Origin of the sequence: Paenibacillus ottowii (genome assembly GCF_050516475.1) — a bacterium.
Taxonomy (GTDB): Bacteria; Bacillota; Bacilli; order Paenibacillales; family Paenibacillaceae; genus Paenibacillus; species Paenibacillus ottowii.
In genome coordinates, this window is the sequence record NZ_CP191577.1 from 3,501,324 (window position 1) to 3,519,902 (window position 18,579).

The window sequence follows — 18,579 nt, forward strand, 5'->3', positions numbered from 1 at the left end:
CTGTTATGCGTCAACCTTTACTTTGGATCTGGCTGCTGTATAGCGGTTCTCTGGAATAGGTACACCCAGGTTTTCACGCAGTGTGCTAAATTCATAATCCTGACGGTAAATACCGCGCTCCTGCAAAATAGGCACAACCAGATTTACGAAATCATGCAGACCCGTTGGCACATCGGAACCGATAATGAATCCGTCTGCACCTTTTCCTTCAAACCACTCTTGCACTCGATTGGCCACCTGCTCCGCAGTTCCAATAAAAGAGGTCCTCGGCGTTGCTGAACGCAATGCAACCTCACGCAAGGTCAAATTCTGCTCTTTGGCTGTTCGTTTGATTTTATCTGTACCACTGCGGAATGAATTACTGCCAATGCCGTCAAGCTCAGGGAATGGCTCATCCAGCGGATATTGTGAGAAATCGTGATGATCGAAGAAACGTCCCAAATATTTTAATGCAGCCTCGATCGTCACTAGATTGGTAATCTCCTCATACTTGCGTTCTGCTTCCTCTGGCGTGCTGCCAATAATCGGCGAAATACCCGGCAAAATGACAATATCCTCTTCCGATCTGCCATAGCGCACCGCACGTTCCTTGACATCACGGTAAAACTGCTGTGCTTCCTCCAAGGTTTCATGTCCAGTAAATACAGCATCCGCTTCCTTGGCAGCCAGATTTTTGCCATCTTCTGAGGAACCTGCCTGGAAAATAACCGGCTGTCCCTGCTTGGATCGTCCAATATTCAGCGGTCCCTGCACAGAGAAAAACTCACCTTTGTGGTTTAGCGTATGCAGCTTCTCAGGATCAAAGAAGACGCCGGTTTCTTTATCACGAATGAACGCATCCTCTTCCCATGAGTCCCACAGTCCTTTGGTGACCTGCAAATATTCATCGGCAATTTTATAGCGCTGTGGATGCGATGGATGCTCCCCTTTGTTAAAGTTGAGGGCAGAGCCTTCCAGCGGGGAAGTCACCACATTCCAGCCTGCACGACCTCCGCTAATATGATCAATGGAAGAAAATTGGCGTGCTACTGTGAACGGCTCGCTATAGGAAGTCGACAATGTGCCAACCAGTCCGATCTGCTTTGTCACCCCAGCTAAAGCAGACAAAATCGTAATGGGTTCAAAACGGTTTAAAAAGTGAGGAATAGATTTTTCGTTAATAAACAGACCGTCTGCGATAAATACGAGATCAAACTTTCCTTCCTCTGCCTTTTGCGCCTGCGTTTTATAAAATTCAAAGTTAACACTGGCATCCGCAGGTACATCAGGATGACGCCAAGTCGTCATGCTTCCCCCCACACCGTGGATAATTGCACCCAATTTAATTTGTCTCTTCTTAGCCATGACTCTTCCACCTCTCATGAAAATAATTGTTATTCTACGGCTAATGATCGTTTTTGCAGCTAATTACTAACTTTTATACCGCTTGATTATAATTTTCCAGCACTTTACCCAGCTCTTCCAAATCCGGGTTAAGGAGTGCTTCATATTTGTTATCTCCACCTATCTCTACGACAGGAACGTAACGAATGCCATATTTGGTCTCTAATACATCACGCAGTGCATCATTTCCGTCCACCTGAATATTTTCATACGGCTGATTTTGGGATTCCAGGTAAGACTTGATCTCTCCACAAAAATGACAGCCGGTTTTGCTCCACACTACAACTTTAGGTTTGGACGACATATACATACCTCCGTGAGTTTAATGTTTATAATCCCGATTAATTAAATGAGAATTATATGTATAATGTATCCTCCCCCCTCCTTTCCGTCAATCGCTTGTGCAATAGATAAGGATAATTTATCGATAGAAAATTTTAATGTAGATTGTTTTTCATCGCTTATTGGCAACGTGGTTACTAAAAATTTAGGGGAATTGGAGTTTAAATGTGCCTTGACGCGGATATCCTTGGAATAGTAGCGCCCTTGTGGCGAAATGAAATGAGGTTGAGCAAATGCAGGATTGGGTAGAGGTTGCTGTACGCACATTAATGGCTGTCGCTATATTATTTTTAATCACCAAAATTCTCGGAAAACGTCAGGTATCCCAGCTTTCCTTGTTCGAATATATAACAGGAATTACGATAGGTAACCTGGCCGCTACCATTCCTATGGAGCGTGAAGCCACTTGGTATTTGGGCTTTATAGCCTTGTCAGTATGGGTATTGACAACACTTGGCATTGAATATTTGCAAATTAAAAGCAAGAAAATCAGAGATATATCAGATGGAAGAACAACAATCCTGATCAAAGACGGCAAAATTTTAGAGGATAATCTGAGAAAAGAACGGCTCACCCTGGATGAACTCATGGAGCAGCTTCGAAGCAAGAATGTATTTAAAGTATCTGACGTGGAATTTGCTCTGATGGAAACTAGCGGCGAAGTCAATGTGCTGTTAACCAAAGACAAGCAGCCTGTGACGCTCAAGGATCTGAATATGCTGCAATTACCGGAGAAGGAACCCACAGTAGTCATAATGGATGGACAACTCATGGAGCAACAAATGGCATATATGGGGATTACTCAGCAATGGCTGGATGCCAAGCTAAAGGAAAAGAATCTAACGGTCAAAGATGTATTTTTTGCCCAGGTGGATACGCAAGGAGAACTATATATTGACCAATATAGCGATAATGTACAACAATCCAAGGTACAAGACTCTAATCAAGCCTTACTAACTCTATTGCAGCAATGCACTACAGAACTGCAAAAGCTCGCAACTGGTTCTAGTGAACAGCAAAAAAAACAGCTATATGAACAATGCTCTCAAAGCTTGAAGGAAGCTATACAAGAGATGGAACCGGTAAATACATCCAATTCCTGACCACATAGGTATAGCCCGTGAGAGAAAATCATGAGAACTAAAAGGAGCGTCCTGCCAGCCGATTATGGCTTGGAAGACGCTCCTTTTTTGATGACAGAGCCGCTCATTTCATGGTTGCTGTCCCCTTTCCTGATTGCTGTTCCCCTTTATTGCTTCCTCTTGTAGTGGCAGCAACACGGTAAACGCCGTTCCTTCTCCTACCTTGCTGGACACAGAGATAGAACCGCTATGCATCTCTGTTATTTTATGGGCGATTGAAAGTCCCAAGCCGCTGCCTCCTGCGGTTCGGTTCCGTGACTTGTCTGCTTTATAAAATCGTTCGAAAATACGCTGCTGATCCTGTTCGTTGATACCCGGCCCTGTATCAGTAATGCAGACAACTGCCTGATCACTGTTAGTTGAAAGAGAAACAGATATGCTTCCACCCTGTGGGGTGAATTTAATGGCATTGTGAAGGAGATTCACCCACACCTGGCCCATTAGGTCCTCGTCCGCGTTGATCTCAACGATATCGGTGTCCACAATCATGTCAATTTGTTTAGCCTCCCATTGCGGTTCGCAGGCGAGGATAAGCGATATCAGTTGCTTGTCCAGCCGATAAGAGGACGGATGAAACGGATGCCGCTCCGAATCCAGCACCGCCAGCTTCATCAGATTATCGCTTAGCTTGGATAGACGAATACACTCTGTCTCAATAATCGTCAAATATCGGTCCCGCTGCTCCCGATCCAGATTATCGTCCTTGAGCGCCTTAGCAAAACCAATGATCGAGGTCAGGGGCGAGCCAATTTCATGGGATACATTTGAAATAAACGCCTCCCGCAGTTCTTCCATGGCCTTCAGATTTGCCGCCATATCATTAATGCTGTCCACCAGCTGTACATAAGGATGTGTCCTATCATGGTTTCCGTTTCTCGTGCCAAAGTTCCATCCCAGATTGATGTGAAAATCCCCTTCTGAAATTCGTTTTAAAGCATCGATCATTTCGGTAAAAAAATGCTGTTCTCTAGGCTGGATAAAGCGCCTCACAGTCATACTTATGATACCGAAGAAGAAAAAGCCAAGTGTCGCATTAACCAAATAGACGAACAATTCATGCGGAGTCCATGACAAGCGTGAATAGATCACCGCCGTAATAAAGTACGCAGCAGTCCAGCTAAGATACAGCACCAATAACACGAGCATGAATCTTGCCAGGATACGGAGGAACCCCGGTTCCCGCTTCATTGCCTTACCTCCAGCCGATACCCCAATCCCCGGATCGTACGGATCGCAAAGGAATGGGCAGCCTCCGGAAATCGTTCCCGAAGGCGCTTGATATGGACATCAACCGTTCTTTCGTCTCCCTCGTAATCATAACCCCAGATCTGCTCAATCAGATGGTCGCGGGTAAAGGTTTTGCCAGGATAGCTGGCCAGCTTGAAGAGCAGCTCAAATTCCTTGCGTGGCAGGGTAATTTCCTGCTCTCCAGCCCGACACTCAAATGTATCGCTGCGCAGGACAAGCTCTCCGACAGTCACCGAATTTGAAGCCATGATCCGATAGCGTTTTAGTAAAGCCTTTACGCGTGCAACAAGCACCAGAGGATCGAAGGGCTTAACAAGATAGTCGTCCGTTCCGAGCGCAAAGCCTTTTACAATCTGTGACGTCTCGCCTTTGGCTGTAAGCATCAGCAGCGGCAGGTCGGTCTGCTCACGCAGCTTACGGCACAGCTCCCAGCCATCCATTCCTGGCATCATGATATCGAGGACTAGCAAATCGACCTTAATTTCATCAAACAAGCGTATCGCGTCCAAACCATCCACCGCCTCGACGACCTCCAGACCTTCCAGTCTCAGAAAGTGTCCGACCAGTTCACGAATATGCGGGTCATCATCAACGACCAATACACGTGTCATTTTTAACCCCCTAATAACTACAAGCTAACTCTGTCTTAAATTTCTTATCCTCGTCAAGAGGTCGCCCTCCTATGCTTTACGCATATAAGCACGCACCGTAAGCGGTGCGAAGATCGCCACAATCACTGCAGCCCCAAGCAGGGAGATCGCCAGTTCCCCGCCTATCATTCCTGTATTCGCAAGCTCTCTAACCGCGTTCACAAGATGTGTAATCGGGTTGATATTCACAAACCACTGCAACCAGCCAGGCATGGTGTCCACAGGCACAAATGCGTTGGAAATAAAGGTAAGCGGAAACAGAACAATCATGGAAATACCTTGTACACTTGAAGCCGTGCGAGCAATCACGCCAAAGAAGGCGAATATCCAGCTGACTGCCCAGGAACACACGATAACCAGAAGTGCGGCGATCGCAACACTCAGCAATCCTCCCCCTGGTTGATATCCCAAAATATATCCCATAGCAAAGGTAAGTACAGTCGCAATAGTATAACGAAGACTGTCGGCCAGCAGAGCTCCAGCCAAAGGGGCAATACGTGCGATCGGGAGTGACTTGAACCTGTCGAACACTCCCTTGTCCATATCCTCACGCAGTTGCACACCGGTCACGACAGAGGTCGAGATGACAGTTTGTACGAGGATGCCTGGAATGATGACCGGTAGATAATGCTGTACATCTCCTGAGATAGCCCCGCCAAAGATATAGGTAAACATAAGAGTAAAAATAATCGGCTGGAGCGTGACATCAAACAACTGCTCAGGAGTATGCCTGATCTTCAGAATGCCCCGGTAGGCCATCGTCATAGAGTTGGCGAACGCCTGTTTGAAACTCACAGACTTTTTCAATGTGCGATCAGAAGCTGTCATAGCAGTAGCGTTCTTCATGCTCTCACCCCCTCTACGGTAGGTGCTTCATGGGCCGTCTGCTGCTCATTTACTTGCACGCCTTGGCCAGTGATGGACAGGAACACCTCGTCAAGCGTTGGCTTTTGCACACTCATCTCTGCCAGCTGAATTTCTCCGGTACGGAGAGCAATCAGCAGGTCCGTCACCCGATCGGCATTAGCCATCGGAGAAATAATTTTTCCAGCCTCTACCGACACGCTGGACTTGACTGAAAGCACTTGTTCTATAATTCGAACAGCCCGCTCAATATCCTGTTGATTTTGCACTCTGAGTTGCAGAGTTGACGCCCCCACAGCCGCTTTCAGTTCATCTACCGTCCCCTCAGCGACTACCCGCCCATGGTCAATCACCGCGATTCGGTCAGCAAGCTGATCCGCCTCATCGAGATACTGGGTCGTAAGCAGCACGGTAGAACCCGACTTGACCAGACGCCGGATCGTGTCCCACATCTGAACACGCGTGCGCGGGTCCAGACCGGTAGTCGGCTCATCCAAAAAGATTAATGGCGGCTTGGCAATAAGACTTGCGGCCAAATCCAGTCGGCGGCGCATGCCTCCAGAGAAATGCTTTAACGGTCGCTTGGCTGCTTCAGACAAGCCAAATTCCTCTAGCAGCTCCGCTGCCTTGTGACGTGCCTCGGCACGTCCCAGTCCGAGCAGCCTGGAGAAAATAATCAGATTCTCGGTACCACTAAGCGACTCATCGACTGATGCGTATTGACCGGTTACGCCAATTAATTGACGAACAACCTGCGGTTCCTTTACTGCGTCGTGTCCAAAAATGCGCGCCGATCCCCCATCAGGTCGCAATAACGTTGACAGCATTCGGATGGTCGTCGTCTTACCTGCCCCATTGGGACCAAGCACTCCATAGATCGTGCCGGCATGCACATTCAGATCGACACCATGTACCGCATACTTATCACCAAAAGTTTTAACGAGTCCCCTTGCTTCAATGGCCAGGGTTTCTTTTTTGTCTGTATAATCCACTTTCATTTCCTCCCTACAACGATTTCTATAGAGAGAATAATCCACTTTTATGAACTGAATATGAACAGGACCATTTACTTAATAATTTACACTGTAAAAAAATAATCTCGTTCTACCTTACTCACTCTTAAACCGAATGCTTTATACCACTCGGATTTCCCCTTCTCCTGTGCTACCTTGTGCAGCTCGTTATGCTTCCAATGTTTTATAGCGTCCAAGGACTCCCAATAAGACACGGTGATGCCTACTCCATTTTGGTCACGAACACTTTCCACACCTAAAAAGCCAGGCTGCTTGGCAGCCAGTTCTACCATTTTGTCCCCCATCTCTCCGTATCCGCCATCCCCTTCCGTACGTTCAGAAGTGAAAATAGCTGCATAATAAGGGGGCTGTGGTGTTTTTGCAATTGAACTCATAGGTACCTCCTAGAAATGAATGGTTAATCAGCTTTTTTCTCAAGTTCGATTATAACCACATAACTGAGATAAAAAAATGAATTTATAACGAGAAGTTCCCACTTATTGAACTGAAATTGCTCGACGGAAACATTTTCCCAACACAAACTTGTTCCGAAAATCAAATATGAATTAGTTCAAAACCCTTATGAAATTTGTATTCGGCCTTTGGATGGACCATATTTCCATTCCGTTGGTATTGCTACGACCTCTTTAAAGAACATGGCTCCAGCCGCAAAGAAGTGTATGGACTTTATTATTGAATGGATCAATTAGGTTCTTCCTGTTGGCCAAGGCAGCGGATTCTCAAAGCTGGACCAGTCCATATCCATTTCACGATCGTTCAACAGACATTCATTTAGCTCTTCTTCCAGGTTCAGCCGATTCATTCCGATACCGATCATTACAATTTCGTTCATGCGATCGCCCCATTGCTCATCCCAATGATTCAAAACCTCGGGGTTGGCTGCGACGATTTCCTGCCGTTCTTCTGCTGACAACGCCGCAAGCCAGCTTCCCGCTGGACCAAATTGAATAGATGGTCCTGCCTGGCTGATACTCGCTGCCCAATCCTGCGGGGTTGCGATCCAGACCAACCCTTTGGCACGAACGACTTCCTCTGGCCAGTAACTCATAAATGCTGCCAGTCTTGCAGGATGAAACGGTCTTCTGCGGCGATAAACAAAGGAGTCGATTCCATATTCGTCCGTCTCCGGTGTGTGGCTTTCCAGCTCCAGCTCGCGAATCCAGCCAGCGGATTGGCTAGCTTTGTCAAAATTGAACAACCCTGTATTTAAAATGTCCGAAGGTGCTACCTTTCCCTTGGAAGTGCGAATAATTCGGGCTTCAGGCTGCAATCTCCGCAGCACACCCTCCAGCTTGTCCAGCTCTGCGGACTGAACCAGATCGCATTTATTCAAAATCAGTACATCACATGTTTCAATCTGGTCAATCAGCAAGTCCGAGATATCACGTGTGTCATCTTCTCCAGTAGCCTGCTTGCGATCCAGCAGCGTTTCTCCTGATTCGAAGTCATGCCAGAAACGGTTCGCATCGACTACAGTCACCAAACAATCCAGTTTTGCCAGCGAAGCTAGATCAATGCCAGTTCCTTCATCGGCGTATGTAAAGGTTTGAGCAACGGGTACGGGTTCACTGATGCCTGTAGATTCGATTAATATATAATCAAACTCGCCTTGTTCCGCCAGCTTCTTGACCTCAAGCAACAAATCTTCGCGCAATGTGCAACAAATACAGCCATTAGACAACTCGACCAGTTTTTCTTCTATTCTGGACAAGCAGCCCTCTTTTTTAACCAGTTCGGCATCTATATTCACTTCACTCATATCATTGACGATGACTGCTACTTTCATTTTGTCTCGATTGTTTAATACATGATTCAAGATCGTCGTTTTTCCTGCACCCAAATATCCACTTAACACGGTTACTGGGATTGGTTTCTTATTCATCGCTGGTGCACTCTCCTTAATATTGGCTTATAATTTTAATCGTAATAATTACTATTAAATCGGCATTCAGAAATATACAGCATTCCTTTTGCCTTGTCAACTGTAAGAAACTCTTGGAATCAATGATCTAAAGTTATTAATATGAGAAATAACGATCCTTCAAGATTTAGGAGAATGCTATGCGCCTATATCTTCTTGTTCTGATTGAGCTTGGATAAAAACATCAAAAAAGCAGCAAATCAAAAAGATGCTTCTGATTTGCTGCTTTTTACCGATTTATTATGATTACCAGGCGTAGGCTTCTGGCGCAGGTTTTCCCGGACCCGGGAAAATCTCATCCAGTTTGGCAAGCACATCTTCACTTAATTTAACCTCAGGTACCCGCAGAGCATCCTCTAGCTGTTCTAATGTCCGTGGTCCAATAATTGGAGCCGTTACGGCTGGATGGGATAGCACCCAAGCCAGGGCAATCACATCTTCCTTTTCGCCCAGTTCGCGGCACAACGCTGCAAATTGCTCCAGCTTCGCACGATTCTGCTCTACCTTTTCCTTGGCACGTGCGCTGCGGGAACCTGTACCCGCTAACGCATTGCGTCCCAGCAGTCCGCCCGCCAACGGGCTCCATGGAATTACACCCAGACCCAACCCTTGAGCTGCTGGTAATACTTCAAGTTCAGCGGAACGTTCGTTCAGATTGTACAAATGCTGCTCCGATACCAGTCCCAGAAAACGCCGTGCCTTCGCTTCAGCCTGAGCCACCGCAATATGCCAGCCTGCAAAATTACTGGAACCGATATAACCAACTTGTCCTCGATCCACTACGGACTCGAATACGCCCCACAGCTCATCCCATGACACATTGCGGTCAATGTGATGCATTTGATATAGCTCTACATGGTCTGTTTGCAGACGTTTCAGCGATGCATCCAAATGACGGCGAATTTTGTAAGCAGACAAGCCTGATCCTGCATTGGGACCGTCATTTTCATTTTTCATGTCCCCATATACCTTGGTCGCCAATACGACCTTCTCGCGTCTTCCGCCGCCCTGCTGGAACCACCGTCCGATAATTTCTTCTGTCCAGCCTTTACGGTCATGGCCATATACATTAGCCGTATCAAAGAAGTTAATGCCCGCATCCAGCGCGGCATCCATAATTTTGAAAGCATCCTTTTCTTCAGTTTCCGGTCCGAAATTCATTGTGCCGAGACATAACCGACTAACCTTCAAGCCCGACTTTCCTAAGTATGAATACTCCATACCGTTTCCCGCCTTTGCTTAAGGATTTTTTTAATGCCGCAAAAATTGCATAAAAAAAGACCATACCCAATTCATTCACCAAAACATTCCCCTTTGAAACACCCAAAAATGCATTTTTAGGGTTGGACGGCGAAAAAAAAAGCCTCCGCACCATGCCGAAGCATTCCATGCGAAGGCCAAATCCCCATACTACCCGCCGAATGTTAAAAAAGTGACTTTACGGCGGATGCCAGCGGAGTGGAGGATTTGAATCTGGAGAAGTGGAGCGTTCGCCTTTGCCACGGGATTCTAGCCACTTCATGTCTTATTCAACCCAAAGAATCCCGTGGCAACAGCGATCGTAAGATCAAATCCTTCGCGGAGCCGCTCACCTCAGCCACCGTAACTCACTCTTTTTTACCATCAAGGAATCAATTTGGTTTCTTTCGCTCGCTCGGCCATTTTCTTCGTAGTTTTGCTGAGCGGCTTCTTGAGCACCAATCCAAACAGGAAGCAAATTCCGATAAACACAAATAGCATCACTACATCTCGTGTGACCGTTGATGGCAACATCCCTCCTACCGTTTCCCGCAGCAGACTAACCGCATAAGTAAACGGTACGATCGGATTCAAGGTCTGAAAAAATGTTGTACTCGTCGCAATGGGAAAGGTCCCTCCTGAACTGGAGAATTGAAGCACCAGCAGGATGACTGCCAGCCCCTTCCCGATATTGCCGAACACCGAAACCAAGGTATAGGTCATGGCCGTAAACACAAGACTGATCAGCATAGAGGACAGTACAAATGCTACTTTGGCATCCACGTATGTTCCCAGCAGGAACAAATCACCAAGAGATACGCTCAGCGCCTGAAAAATACCAATTGTGGAAAACGTCATTAGCCGTCCGAAATACACTTGGTAGCTTTTATATTGTCCTTCCGGGTCATCCACATCTACCCTGAACATGGAGACCAAGAGCATCGCGCCTACCCAAATCGACAATGTAGTGTAAAAAGGCGACATCGCAGACCCGTAGTTAGGAATCGGGTATATTCGCTCCTGCTTCAGCGATACTGGACTGCCGAGAAAATCACTTTCTTTTTTTACATCCCCTTTAAGCAACGCGATCGCTCTTCCAAGCGCATTTTCGCCCTTAAGCTTGCGGATGGTGTCTGCAGCCTGACGTATGGAATCCTCGGCAGCCGGAAGATCAGTTCTGACAAAATTGGCTACCTGGTGTACCGCTTTTTCAGCCTCGGGAAACTTGTTTTCAATTAAGTCTGCCATTTTAACAAACTGTTGTTCCGCCTTCGGCAAATCATTGCGGACAAAGTCTGCCGCCTGATGAATTTTACTTTTGACTGTGGGCAAATCGCGCTTCACAAAGTCTGCCGCTTTGTTCACAGCATTCGTAAACTCGCCCATGCGTCCCTGTATCGTCGTCGCTGCTTCATGCAGCTTTTGACGATATTGTGGCAAGTCCTGCTGGAGACGTGTTAGCTCTTGCTGCCCGAATTCAGCTGCCGCTTGTGCGTCATTTAATAGCTTTTCAATATTCGGGAGCTGCTCTTGAGCTGTGGCCAGCACATTGGCAGAATTGCGGGCGACGGATTTGATTTGATCCAGCGCCTTTTGAATGGCAGGTGCATATTCCGTATCATAATTGTTCAAAATGCCGTCAATTCCGCTACTGATTTCGCCTGCAAGACGATCAGCGTCATCCAGCAGATTTTGGGCAGGTTTCTCGCCACGCTGAATAGCATCCCTGATACTAGTGACCGTGCTGTTCAAACGGCGAAAACGGTCCTCTACCGAGTTTACCCGGGAAATAAGTGAATTCAGAGGCTGGCTAGGCAAATATCCGTTTACACGGTTCAGCAATTGAGAAATATGATCCAGTACACCTATGGCAGTCGTTAGCCTGCCGCTAATCCGATTCGCCGCGGCTTGTGCGGCTTTAGGATCAAAATCCACACCACGAATGATACCTGTAATCTGTGAAACTTCATTCGCAATTTGTTGCACCAGCTGTAAGTCTTCTTTAACTACAGTCCCGATCGAATCAAGCGCACCCTCGTTTTTATCCAAAAAGTCGATTATACCGGTTGTAAAATCCTTGCCTGTACTGGCTATTTTTTGTACTTCCGGCAGGGCTGTCTGGGCAGCATTAATGACCTTAAGGGCTGTTTGCGTGTCCTCCAAGGCGGTGGCCAGTGCGCTTTCTACCTTACTGAAATTCTGGTCCAGTTCAACAATACGATCACCGGCTTTTTGAATATCAGGCAGTCTTTTTTGAATATCCAAAATAACTGCGGCCACCTTATCCAGCTCAGGCAGGTTTTTATCTATTTTAAGCACCAAGTCGCCAGCGCGGTTAATTTCAGGTATTTTTTCCTTCAATGCAATGATCTTTTGTCCTTGGGCCTTAATTTTGGGTAAATTCTGCTCCAGCTCTAATGCCTGCTTACCCAATCGATCGATATCAGGCAATCGATTATTCAGCTCCAGCACCCGATTTTCAATGTTGCGAATCGTCGGAAGCTCCTCTTCCAGCTTGACTCCGGCTTCCTTTAATTTCGTCAAAACCGCCTGACTGGCCGTTTCAATAAAGTTTTGACTAATTTGGTTTGTCAGAGAGGTTGCCCCTGAGGATGTAATTTTCGGAGCTACTGCATTGATTTTTTCATTCACAGCATAATCAATTTCCGGCTTTTGCGGATTTTCCGTTAACACACTCGTAATTTTCTCTGAAAAATCCTTTGGGATCAGCAGGCTGGCATAATAATCACCGTTCAGCACCCCTTTTCGTGCTTCTGCTTCATTGACAAAAGTCCAACCCAGCTTCTTGTTATTTTGAAGGCTATGTATAACCTCGTCACCGATATTAATCTTTTTACCATTCACCTCAGCACCCTGATCTTGGCTGGTTACTGCAATTTTAATACCAGATGTATTTGCATATGGGTCCCACATTGCTTTCAAATTCACCCATGCATAGACGGAAGGCAAAAGAATGATGCCAATGACTAATAAAGTCCCGGTCGATACTTTGAATACATTTCTCCAGTCTGTTAAGTAGATTTGCCATATCTTCCGCAACTTCACCACTCCTCATATGTACATTAACCTTTCGTCCAGTGTTGTATGCACACGTATTGTAAACGATTTGAGCGGCAGAAGCGAATATTATAAAAATGATTGCTAAAAAGCGTACGGCTCTTTTACAGATCATACGCTTTTTATGAAATCCTGTTCACTTAATTTCGAATTCCATTTGCAGGTGTAGCTTCCAGTGAGTAGAATACGCCCTTTTTATTGATTTTTCCTACAACGGTAGCTGCACCTTTTTTCAAGAATGTATATTCGTTTTTCTTTATTTGCACGGTATATCCCTTCAGATTAATTCCAAAAAGAGATTGTACTTTCGACTTGGCAGCTGAAAGCGCCTGATTTTTACTGAGCTTGGGCTTAGCAAATGCTTTGGCAAAATCCTTATCTCCGTCCCAGTCCATACCATGCTCATTTTTTACAGCCCATACTTTACCGGTTTTGATGCCAATCTGTACACTGTTTGTGTCGTTCTCATCCCTGAAGTGCCAGACGGTATCGTTGTTCTCCTGCTGACGAAGCGTATATTCAAACGGTTTCGTTGTTGGAATGCCCAGTGTCTTTAGCGAACGGCTCGCTTTGTTGATCAGTTCAGCCTTAACGTCTTTGAGTGGGTACAAAAAGCTGGCCGTTATTTTATTTCCTTGATCAAGGTGAATATACAGGCTTTGGTTTTGCCCCCATAGCACCCAGTAATTTTTTAATCCTCCTTCGTCAATCGGGGAATATACACGCCAGATGGCCTCCGTTTTGAAAACTTTATCAGTATCGAATGTTTTCAAGAATGACGCAACCTTACTGCGCAAATTAGGGGCCATCACCTTATCCATATCAGCGGCATTATAAATGATGCTGGTCGACTGCACGATTCCTTTCTTGGAATCATAATTTTGGATAAAATCTGCATTGGCTGTCCCTTTCAAGGTACCGTTAACCGTCCAGGCGTCAAAAGCAGTGTCCGCACTTGTAAACTCTATCGTTTGTTTCCCTGCCAATGTGTTCAGGACATCTGTTAGACGCTTAGTAGCTGTTGGATCCAGGTTAACAGAAGTTTGCGCGTTTTGAACTGTAGTTGTAGCAGCAGCGGGCTGCTGTGCCATGGCCACTGGAGCCGTTCCCAACAGGATTGATAGTGCTGCAGCTGCTGTTGTGATAGAATTCCATTTTTTCATTTCGTCAATTCCTCCTGTGTCTATATAAATTCTCATAGGATAAAGTACACATAATCCTTAGACGTGACACAAAAGTAAAAAGTTGCTTAAATCCAAAAGAAGCTCCTTAGACCTACAAGATAGGCTTAAGGAGCTTCTTCTTTTGCATTAAATTATCCATTCTTCAGCAATCGGGTAGGCGAAAATCCTGCGCCGTGACGCAGCTTCCGCTTTTCCAACCGTTTATGGAGCGAACGGTTATACAAAACCTGAATGACAAAATACGAGATTATACCCAGCACAATACCGAAAATGGACATGCCGATCAGAATGTGGAGACCTCCGTGCAGCAAGTCTCTGAATACAGACCAGTTGCCGTGAAAAAGCTCCATAAAAGAATGCTCGTGAAGCCGACCGCCCCTGACATGTACCGGATAATGTGATGGATAAATCCATGCCCCCAGTTGCTTGGCGAATGGCATCAGTACAATCGGTAAAAAGGTCAGCTTGCCTACAACGTTACCTACAATGGCTGCAGGCAGCGAACCACCAGACAACCGAACAATCGGATAAAACACCAAGTATACCAGAGAGGCCGTGGAAATCACGATCATTTCTAGGCCAAAGCCAATGGCGAAGCCCAAAGAGATCTTTTTAACTCCTCCAGGGGCACGCAACAGCTTGATAAAATTCAGACGAATTGCCCGCCATATATTTTGAAACACGTTGTATTTCTTCTTTGATTTATGAGATTTGAGCCTTTTCGGATTGAACTTTATCAATAGGAGGACTCCTTCAACAGTACAAATTCAAGTTCGAAATGAGGTCAAGCAACCCCCATCCTTACTTAGTCTATACTGTCATTATAACCCTCAGCGTTCGAAAAGCAATGCTATTCCGCCTGTTTCGCTATTTTAAAACACAATTTGCTTATTGACATCGCTGGATAAAGGTACAAGGTCCCAAATCTCAGCCGCGTATTGCTGAATTGTGCAATCACTGGAGAATTTTCCGGAATGGGCCATATTTACAATAGCACGTCGTGTCCACTCCGAGGGATTGCGATACACCTGCTCAATATGAGCCTGTGTATCTACATAGGCTGCGAAGTCTTTAAGCACAAAGTATTCATCATTATGATCAATCAGAGATTGATAAATGGCCTCAAATTCCCGTTCATGCCGTGTAAAAGGAGCATCATTTACCAGTTGATCCAGCACTTCACGCAGCCTTTCATCACTGTTGGCTGTTTTGCGTGCCGAATACTGGCCGTTCCGGTAATATTCCTCAATCTGATCGACCTTCAATCCAAAAATGAACATGTTGGCATCACCTACCATTTCGTGCATTTCAACATTAGCACCGTCCAATGTGCCCAGAGTCAGCGCGCCGTTCATCATAAATTTCATGTTGCCTGTACCAGATGCTTCCTTGCCTGCTGTAGAAATCTGTTCACTGACATCCGCCGCAGGAATAATCAGCTCCGCCAACGAGACCGAATAATTTTCAAGGAAAACGACTTTCAGCTTGTCCTTGACATCTACATCCCGGTTGATGGTGTCCGCCACATTGTTAATGAGCTTAATCGTCTGTTTGGCAAGAAAATAACCGGGGGCTGCTTTCGCACCAAAAATAAACGTGCGTGGCGTCACATCCAGTGCAGGATTAGTTTTGAGCTGGTTGTATAGATGCATCACATGCAAAATATTGAGCAATTGTCGCTTATATCCGTGCAACCGTTTGACCTGCACATCAAAAATGGAGGATGTATCCAGTCGTACACCCTGTTTTGCAAACACATGCTCAGCAAGCCTGATCTTATTATTTTGCTTAATCGCCTGAATTCGTTTTTGGAACGCCTCATCCTCACTGTAACGAAGCAGGTCGATGAGCTCACGTGGATGGGTTCTCCAGCGTACACCGAGCGTCTCATCATACAAGCTTGCCAGCTCCGGGTTGGCGTGCATCAGCCAGCGGCGATGGGCAATCCCGTTTGTTTTATTATTAAACCGGTCAGGATACAGTTCATGAAATGATTTCATTTCTCGTTCCTTCAAAATTTTCGTATGCAATGCAGCCACTCCGTTAACGCTATAACTGCCGACGATAGCCAAATGAGCCATGCGAATTTGTTCATTATGAATAATCGCCATTTCACCAATTTTGATATCCTGACCCGGATAACGCTCTAATAACATAGCGCAATAACGTTTGTTCATTTCTTCAATGATCAAGTAAATTCGAGGCAGCAGTTCCCTCACCATGTTGACAGGCCATTGTTCCAGCGCCTCACTTAATATCGTGTGATTTGTATATGAAACGGTCCGTGTCGTAATATCCCACGCTTCATCCCAGCCCAAGCCCTTCACGTCTATCAAAATACGCATCAGCTCTGGTATAACCAGCGTCGGATGGGTATCGTTAATGTGCAGTGCTATTTTATCGGGCAGCTGGCTGTAAGGTAAACGAAGCTTCTCAAACGTACGCAAAATACTCTGTAATCCAGCCGAGCAGAGGAAATACTGCTGCTTCAAGCGAAGCAGCTTGCCCTCATAATTGGAATCATCCGGATAGAGAAAGGCCGAGATGGATTCTACTGATCGATTGTAGTCGAGAAAGCGGTAATAACCGCCCTCGCCTCGAATCGGTCCCCGCACGGGATCAAGTGCCGATTCAGCACTCCAAATCCGCAGCGTATTTACCTGCGCATGACCATAGCCGACCAGCGGAATATCGTAAGGGACAGCCCAGACCGTTTCGGCATCCCGTGTCTCGAACACAAGGCGTCCATCTTGTTCACGGGTTTCCACGCGTCCCCAAAAATGAACCTCGACCTTCTTGTCAGGACGGCGTTCCTCCCATACATTCCCTTTTTGTAGCCAGTAATCCGGCAGTTCAACCTGATTTCCGTCCACAATACGCTGCTCAAACAGACCATATTTATATCGAATCCCGCAGCCATGTCCTGCATAGCCAAGGGATGCTAATGAGTCCATGAAACAAGCCGCCAGACGGCCAAGACCACCATTGCCTAGCCCAGCATCCGCTTCCTGTGCTTCGATTTCCTCCAGATCCCAGCCCAATTCCCCTAATGCCTCTCGAACCATATCCAATACGCCCAAATTCAGCAGATTATTGCCCAATAGACGACCTATTAAAAATTCCAGTGAAAAATAATAAACCTGCTTCTCTTGACCTTCTTTGTAGGCTTGGTTTGTTTCGGCCCAATTCTTGCCAACTTGTTCACGAATCATGCCACCTAATACCTTATATACGTCTTCCGACTGAGCCTCCTGCATCGGTTTCCCCAGCCTTCCGACCAGTTGCTCTCGAAAAGCCTGCTTAAATGCTTCTTTATTGCTGAACAAAGTTGTACCTCCTGTTAATCCCGTTTTTATGGCTAAGTATGATCTTTTAAATCACGCTATTCTTAGCAATCACATAGGGAACTCTACTGTCTCCAATCAGAGTTCGATCTGCCGAAAGCTGCACGTCTTTATCAAGAACCACATTCTGCACAACTGCACCTTTGCGGATCACACATTTTTGCATAATAATCGAGTTGCTTACGCGCGCACCCTCTTCTACCCGCACGCCACGAAAAAGAATGCTGTTCTCGACCTTTCCCCCAATGGTGCAGCCGTTGGCAACAAGAGAATGATCTACCTCGGCGCTATACGTATAGCGAGTCGGGGCTTCATACTTGATTTTGGTATGCACCGGTTGGTTCTGGAACAGGGCTTGATATTGCTCCTGATCCAGCAGTTTCATGCTGTTTTTATAGTAGCTCTCAATTGAATTTATAACTGCATGATAACCATCATAGCGATACGCATAGATGCGCAGTCCACTTGGATTTTTCTGAATCGCATCGCGAAAGAAATGATTATCCTGATGGGCAATGCAATGCTTCACCTGATCCAGGTACAAGCTTTTGTCCATCACAAACATTTCCAGATAAATATTATGATGATCCTGCTCTTGATGGATACCAGTCACTCGTCCGCTCTCATCAATCTCCAGCCGTACACAAGGGGCATGCTCTGTTTCGAGCTGGTGGATAGGTTTATAAACTAGGGTGACATCTGCTTTCTTTTCCAGATGATACCGATATACATCCTCTATATCAACCTTGTTGACATGCTGAGTTCCTGCATGAACAATGGTTTGCCCTGATGAGCGATGGAAAAAGTCCAGATTGTTGTGCACATGCTGCAAATCCCCACGTGATACATCCGTCGGATCGTTCCAGTCCGGTGGTAAAATAAACAACCCACCTCTTCTGCGGTCTAGATCCCATGGTCGACCTTCACCCAAATGATCCAGCAGTGAACGGTATTTGCGACGGATAAACAGTGCAATATCATGCACCCCTGCATGCATCATATTGGATAAGGTAAAATCAATGAGCCGATATCGACTAGCAAAGGGCACTGCAGCTCCGCACCGGAAATAAGTCAACTCCTTCAATTGATCCAATTCGTGATCCAGGTTGATCACTCCAATGAGTCGGCTCATAGCGGACACCGTCCTTAT

The 18,579-nt window shown here is 46.1% G+C and carries 15 protein-coding genes; 1 reads left to right on the top strand and 14 read right to left on the bottom strand.

The features are described 5' to 3' along the window. Positions 1-3: 3 nt before the first annotated feature. A complete protein-coding gene (locus ACQQ6X_RS16245) occupies positions 4-1,344 on the bottom strand; it encodes an LLM class flavin-dependent oxidoreductase (RefSeq protein WP_305166194.1) in 1,341 nt (446 codons plus the stop codon). Positions 1,345-1,417: 73 nt separating this feature from the next. Further along, positions 1,418-1,687 carry a glutaredoxin family protein gene (locus ACQQ6X_RS16250; RefSeq protein WP_149032890.1) on the bottom strand — a complete coding sequence of 90 codons (270 nt, stop codon included), beginning with the start codon at positions 1,685-1,687 and terminating at the stop codon, positions 1,418-1,420. Between the two features lie 271 nt (positions 1,688-1,958). On the opposite strand from ACQQ6X_RS16250, the gene ACQQ6X_RS16255 reads away from it, so the two are divergent. Next, entirely contained in the window at positions 1,959-2,828 is an 870-nt protein-coding gene (locus tag ACQQ6X_RS16255) for a DUF421 domain-containing protein (protein ID WP_305166195.1), read from the top strand. A gap of 108 nt (positions 2,829-2,936) precedes the next feature. Here ACQQ6X_RS16255 and ACQQ6X_RS16260 read toward each other — a convergent pair whose 3' ends face one another. The 12 genes from ACQQ6X_RS16260 to glgD all read right to left on the bottom strand — a co-directional run bounded on the left by ACQQ6X_RS16260 (position 2,937) and on the right by glgD (position 18,561). Next, entirely contained in the window at positions 2,937-4,055 is a 1,119-nt protein-coding gene (locus ACQQ6X_RS16260; protein WP_305166196.1) for a sensor histidine kinase, read from the bottom strand. After that, the gene (locus ACQQ6X_RS16265) at positions 4,052-4,726 is read right to left on the bottom strand and encodes a response regulator transcription factor (protein ID WP_305166197.1); all 675 of its coding nucleotides are present in this window, start codon (positions 4,724-4,726) and stop codon (positions 4,052-4,054) included. Before ACQQ6X_RS16265 ends, ACQQ6X_RS16260 begins: the two co-directional genes overlap by 4 nt. A 69-nt stretch (positions 4,727-4,795) precedes the next feature. After that, positions 4,796-5,611: an ABC transporter permease gene (locus ACQQ6X_RS16270; RefSeq protein ID WP_430493469.1), complete on the bottom strand. Its 816-nt coding sequence runs from the start codon at positions 5,609-5,611 to the stop codon at positions 4,796-4,798. Next, on the bottom strand, positions 5,608-6,627 hold the full coding sequence (locus ACQQ6X_RS16275) for an ATP-binding cassette domain-containing protein (protein ID WP_305166198.1): 1,020 nt from the start codon (positions 6,625-6,627) through the stop codon (positions 5,608-5,610). The genes ACQQ6X_RS16270 and ACQQ6X_RS16275 overlap by 4 nt, the downstream gene beginning before the upstream one ends. Positions 6,628-6,707: 80 nt before the next feature. Beyond that, on the bottom strand, positions 6,708-7,037 hold the full coding sequence (locus tag ACQQ6X_RS16280; protein WP_305166199.1) for an antibiotic biosynthesis monooxygenase family protein: 330 nt from the start codon (positions 7,035-7,037) through the stop codon (positions 6,708-6,710). Between the two features lie 311 nt (positions 7,038-7,348). Continuing rightward, positions 7,349-8,545 (bottom strand): GTP-binding protein, encoded by a 1,197-nt coding sequence (locus ACQQ6X_RS16285; RefSeq protein ID WP_305166200.1) that lies wholly within the window; start codon positions 8,543-8,545, stop codon positions 7,349-7,351. Positions 8,546-8,830: 285 nt separating this feature from the next. Next, positions 8,831-9,805: an aldo/keto reductase gene (locus ACQQ6X_RS16290; RefSeq protein ID WP_305166201.1), complete on the bottom strand. Its 975-nt coding sequence runs from the start codon at positions 9,803-9,805 to the stop codon at positions 8,831-8,833. A 402-nt stretch (positions 9,806-10,207) separates the two neighbouring features. Then, positions 10,208-12,883: a YhgE/Pip domain-containing protein gene (locus tag ACQQ6X_RS16295; RefSeq protein WP_305166202.1), complete on the bottom strand. Its 2,676-nt coding sequence runs from the start codon at positions 12,881-12,883 to the stop codon at positions 10,208-10,210. A 158-nt stretch (positions 12,884-13,041) separates the two neighbouring features. Beyond that, positions 13,042-14,064 (bottom strand): hypothetical protein, encoded by a 1,023-nt coding sequence (locus ACQQ6X_RS16300; protein ID WP_305166203.1) that lies wholly within the window; start codon positions 14,062-14,064, stop codon positions 13,042-13,044. A 152-nt stretch (positions 14,065-14,216) separates the two neighbouring features. Then, positions 14,217-14,825 carry a DUF2062 domain-containing protein gene (locus tag ACQQ6X_RS16305; protein ID WP_063208643.1) on the bottom strand — a complete coding sequence of 203 codons (609 nt, stop codon included), beginning with the start codon at positions 14,823-14,825 and terminating at the stop codon, positions 14,217-14,219. Positions 14,826-14,957: 132 nt separating this feature from the next. After that, positions 14,958-17,411 carry a glycogen/starch/alpha-glucan phosphorylase gene (locus ACQQ6X_RS16310; protein ID WP_305166204.1) on the bottom strand — a complete coding sequence of 818 codons (2,454 nt, stop codon included), beginning with the start codon at positions 17,409-17,411 and terminating at the stop codon, positions 14,958-14,960. A 46-nt stretch (positions 17,412-17,457) separates the two neighbouring features. After that, a complete protein-coding gene (glgD, locus tag ACQQ6X_RS16315) occupies positions 17,458-18,561 on the bottom strand; it encodes a glucose-1-phosphate adenylyltransferase subunit GlgD (RefSeq protein WP_305166205.1) in 1,104 nt (367 codons plus the stop codon). Between the last annotated feature and the right edge of the window lie 18 nt (positions 18,562-18,579).

What these genes read in the sequence shown, in the direction of transcription:
- ACQQ6X_RS16270 (WP_430493469.1), bottom strand. Translation starts at nt 5,611, where the DNA reads ATGAAGAACGCTACTGCTATGACAGCTTCTGATCGCACATTGAAAAAG.
- ACQQ6X_RS16260 (WP_305166196.1), bottom strand. Translation starts at nt 4,055, where the DNA reads ATGAAGCGGGAACCGGGGTTCCTCCGTATCCTGGCAAGATTCATGCTC.
- ACQQ6X_RS16290 (WP_305166201.1), bottom strand. Translation starts at nt 9,805, where the DNA reads ATGGAGTATTCATACTTAGGAAAGTCGGGCTTGAAGGTTAGTCGGTTA.
- ACQQ6X_RS16300 (WP_305166203.1), bottom strand. Translation starts at nt 14,064, where the DNA reads ATGAAAAAATGGAATTCTATCACAACAGCAGCTGCAGCACTATCAATC.
- ACQQ6X_RS16280 (WP_305166199.1), bottom strand. Translation starts at nt 7,037, where the DNA reads ATGAGTTCAATTGCAAAAACACCACAGCCCCCTTATTATGCAGCTATT.
- ACQQ6X_RS16245 (WP_305166194.1), bottom strand. Translation starts at nt 1,344, where the DNA reads ATGGCTAAGAAGAGACAAATTAAATTGGGTGCAATTATCCACGGTGTG.
- ACQQ6X_RS16285 (WP_305166200.1), bottom strand. Translation starts at nt 8,545, where the DNA reads ATGAATAAGAAACCAATCCCAGTAACCGTGTTAAGTGGATATTTGGGT.
- ACQQ6X_RS16255 (WP_305166195.1), top strand. Translation starts at nt 1,959, where the DNA reads ATGCAGGATTGGGTAGAGGTTGCTGTACGCACATTAATGGCTGTCGCT.
- glgD (WP_305166205.1), bottom strand. Translation starts at nt 18,561, where the DNA reads ATGAGCCGACTCATTGGAGTGATCAACCTGGATCACGAATTGGATCAA.
- ACQQ6X_RS16250 (WP_149032890.1), bottom strand. Translation starts at nt 1,687, where the DNA reads ATGTCGTCCAAACCTAAAGTTGTAGTGTGGAGCAAAACCGGCTGTCAT.
- ACQQ6X_RS16275 (WP_305166198.1), bottom strand. Translation starts at nt 6,627, where the DNA reads ATGAAAGTGGATTATACAGACAAAAAAGAAACCCTGGCCATTGAAGCA.
- ACQQ6X_RS16265 (WP_305166197.1), bottom strand. Translation starts at nt 4,726, where the DNA reads ATGACACGTGTATTGGTCGTTGATGATGACCCGCATATTCGTGAACTG.